4 protein-coding genes are annotated in these 3272 nt (G+C 69.3%); 3 read left to right on the top strand and 1 reads right to left on the bottom strand.

Annotated elements, in window-relative coordinates; genetic code table 11:
* Positions 1-374: 374 nt before the first annotated feature.
* Positions 375-707 (top strand): hypothetical protein, encoded by a 333-nt coding sequence (locus FV222_RS20985; RefSeq protein WP_246685581.1) that lies wholly within the window; start codon positions 375-377, stop codon positions 705-707.
* Between the two features lie 13 nt (positions 708-720).
* Here the strand turns inward: FV222_RS20985 and rpmF are convergent, their stop codons facing one another.
* A complete protein-coding gene (gene rpmF / locus FV222_RS20980) occupies positions 721-909 on the bottom strand; it encodes a 50S ribosomal protein L32 (protein ID WP_147754699.1) in 189 nt (62 codons plus the stop codon).
* 503 nt (positions 910-1412) lie between these two features.
* Between rpmF and FV222_RS20975 the strand changes: the two genes are divergently transcribed.
* Both FV222_RS20975 and FV222_RS20970 read left to right on the top strand, forming a co-directional pair.
* Positions 1413-2534 (top strand): PAS domain-containing protein, encoded by a 1122-nt coding sequence (locus FV222_RS20975; RefSeq protein WP_147815555.1) that lies wholly within the window; start codon positions 1413-1415, stop codon positions 2532-2534.
* Positions 2531-2980: a response regulator gene (locus tag FV222_RS20970; RefSeq protein WP_147815554.1), complete on the top strand. Its 450-nt coding sequence runs from the start codon at positions 2531-2533 to the stop codon at positions 2978-2980. The genes FV222_RS20975 and FV222_RS20970 overlap by 4 nt, the downstream gene beginning before the upstream one ends.
* Positions 2981-3272: the final 292 nt, after the last annotated feature.

Below are 3272 nucleotides of genomic sequence, written 5' to 3'. Positions count from 1 at the left end.
GTTCCTGCATCGCCAGCATCTGGCGCTTGAGGTCGTCCAGGCCGCCGGCACCGACCTCGACGACCTCAAGCGCCAGATGCTGGCGATGCAGGAACGCCTCGAGGCGCTGGCGAAGAAGTAGGGCCAAAGAACTCCACGCCCGTCTTCCCTCCCCCCTCTGCGGGGGAGGGTGGGCCTCGCGTCAGGGAGGGTCGGGAGAGGAGAGCGCTATGTCGGGAGAGGTCGCTCCCCTCTCCCGACCCGCTTCGTGGGCCACCCTCCCCCGCAGAAGGGGAGGGAAGTCGTGGCGCCTGCCCCGATAAAAGGTTGACGAACCGTTAACGTCGGCCCCACCCTTGCAGCGCCGGTCCGGGCTGGGCCGGGGGATGCGGGCGATGATGCAGATCGGGACAATCGGGCGTGTCGGCACGGTACGGGCGACCGTGCGGCCGCAGGCGCCGGGGTCCGAGTCGCAATCTTCCGAACCGCAAGAAGCCTCCGGATCGAAAGTGTCCGCGCCCACCCGCGCCCTGGTGGCGATCGCCGGGGGCCGGGACGAGGCAGCCCAGGACGCGCCAACGCCAAAAGCCCGCGGCGGCACGCGGCCGCTCGCAGGCTTTCTGACTCAGGTGATCGTGGCGTCCGATCCGACCCTGCGGCCGTCGCGGCTGGAGCGCACCGGGATCGCGGCCGCGCGCTACGCCGAGACGGCGCGGCTCACGGCCTGATTCCCAAGGCTACTCAGGCTTCGGTCGACTTGACCGTGAGCACCTGGCGGCCGCGATACATGCCGGTCTTCAGGTCGATGTGGTGGGGGCGGCGCAGCTCGCCCGAATCCTTGTCCGTCACGTAGGTCGGCGCCTTGAGGGCGTCGGCCGAGCGGCGCATGCCGCGACGGGAGGGGGAGGTTTTGCGCTTCGGAACGGCCATGACGGGAAATCCTTGCGGTCTGGCGCCAAAGCGGCGCCCGGGCGTCTCCCGGCCGGGATCGCCTCGCGCACCGCTCGATACGGAGATTCGAAGGCGCGCTTATAGCGGGGGCGCCGGGGCGTGGCTAGGGGGCGCGTGCGACCAAGCTGCCGGACACGCTCGATGTTGGACTTTGGTCCAAGATCGCGGCCGAGCAAGACAGTGGCAGGCGCCGACGGCACCGGGCGCGTGCTAGCCGAGACTTGACAGTTCTGCCGTGATGGCCTGCGGTGGGCGGGGTGCCATGGCGACGGCCCGAAGGCGTCGCCGCGACGGGAAAGTCCGCCGCGTCCAGAATTCTTTGAACCTTTTTTCCTCCACGACCCGTTAAGCTTGCGGCCGACCCGCCCGCTCGCCTCCAAGCACGACGGTTCGCCTTCTGGACTTCCTAAAAAGGTGCCCTCGCGGCACCGGCCGACGCCGCACGGTGGATGCGGTCCGCGCCCTGAGAGAGATCACGATCGATGGAATCGTCCGATGCGTGGCGCCAGACCGGCGGCCTCGACACCGAGCAGGGCAAGGGCGACCCGTTCGCTGCCGCCGTCCGCGCCACGCGGATGGCGATGATCATCACCGATCCGCGCCTGCCCGACAACCCGATCGTCTTCGCCAACGACGCGTTCCTGCGGATGACGGGCTACGAGCGCGGCGAGGTCATGGGCCGCAACTGCCGCTTCCTGCAGGGGGCCAACACCGATCGCGGCGCGGTCGCGCTCATCCGCGAGGCGGTGACGGCGGGGCGCGACATCGCCATCGACATCCTGAACTACCGCAAGGACGGCGCCCCGTTCTGGAACGCGCTGTACCTCAGCCCGGTGACGAACGAGGGCGGCGAGGTGCCCTACTTCTTCGCCTCGCAGCTCGACGTGACCGACCGCGTCGACGCCCACCTGAAGGTCGAGCAGGAGAAGGCCCATTTCGAGGCCGAGGTGGCCAAGCGCACCCAGGACCTGAGCCAGTCCCTGGCGACGCAGACCATGTTGGTCCACGAGGTCGACCACCGGGTCAAGAACAACCTCCAGATGATCGCCGCCCTGCTCGCCATGCAGACCAAGGCCATCACCGACCCGTCGGCGCGCGCGGCGATGGAGATGATGCTGACGCGGGTCGAGGCGCTGGGCATCGTGCATCGGCGGCTCTACCAGTCGAACGACGTCGAGCGCTTCGACGTCGCCGAGTTCGCCCGCGACCTCTCCACCGACCTGGTGCGGGGCTCGGGCCGCGACGGCATCCGCCTGCACCTCGACCTCGAGGCGGTGGAGGTGCCGGTCTCGAAGGCGCCGCCGGTGGCGCTGATGATGAACGAGCTCATCACCAACGCGCTCAAGCACGCCTTCCCCGGCGATCGCCCCGGCCGGCTCTCGGTGACGGTCGCACCGGACGGGAAGTACTTCGCCATCAGAATCGCCGACGACGGCGTCGGCATGCCCGTGGAGGTGATGGATAAACGCTCCTTCGGCAAGCGCCTGATCGGCACCCTGTGCCGCCAGCTCAACGCCAGCATCGCGTGGCAATCCAACGAGCCGGGGACCACGGTCAACATTCGCCTGCCGCGCGAGATGGCAGACAGTTCGGAGACGCCGTGAGCGACCCGCTGCGGATCCTGGTCGTGGAGGATGAGGCCCTCATCCTGATGCAGATCGAGATGATGCTCAAGGAGGCCGGGCACAGCGTGGTCGGCACCGCGATGACGGCCGCCGAGGCCATCGCCCAGATCGAGGCCTGTCGGCCCGAGCTGGTGCTGATCGACCTGCGCCTTGCAGACGGCTCTTCCGGCCTCGAGGTGGCGCAGGCGATCCGTGAGCGCGACGGCATCACCGCCGCCTTCATGACCGCCAACGCGCGCCAGCTCTCCGAGGAGATGGAGGGCGCGACCGCGGTGATCGCAAAACCCTTCAGCGAGGCGGTGCTGGAAGACGCGCTCGCCTACCTCAAGGCCTGCGTGCGCCGTCCGCCGCCAAGCGAGCCGGTACCGAACGGCATGCGGATCTCGGCCGAATGCCTCGCGCGCTTCGACGCCATGCGGCACTGAGCGTCCGACCCGGATCGAGAACCGAACCGGGAACGGAGTGCGCGCGACCGGACTTGGAATTCAATCGGATTTGGAACCAGCGACTGGGGCGGCGTGCCGCAGCGTTAAGCCGCGGTTCAACCGCTCCGGCTCACACCACGCTCCGTCGGCGCCAGGTACCGGGCCGCCGTCCCTTCGGGAGGACCACCATGGCCACGTCGTTCCTGCGCACCTTCGCACTCCTGTCCTGCCTGGCCGCCGCGCCGGCGCTGGCGCAGAGCCCCGCCCCCGCGACCCCGACCAAGCCCGGAGC

It is taken from the genome of Methylobacterium sp. WL103 (genome assembly GCF_008039885.1).
GTDB classification, from domain to species: Bacteria; Pseudomonadota; Alphaproteobacteria; order Rhizobiales; family Beijerinckiaceae; genus Methylobacterium; species Methylobacterium cerastii.
This window is presented reverse-complemented; position numbering and strand designations above follow the sequence as displayed.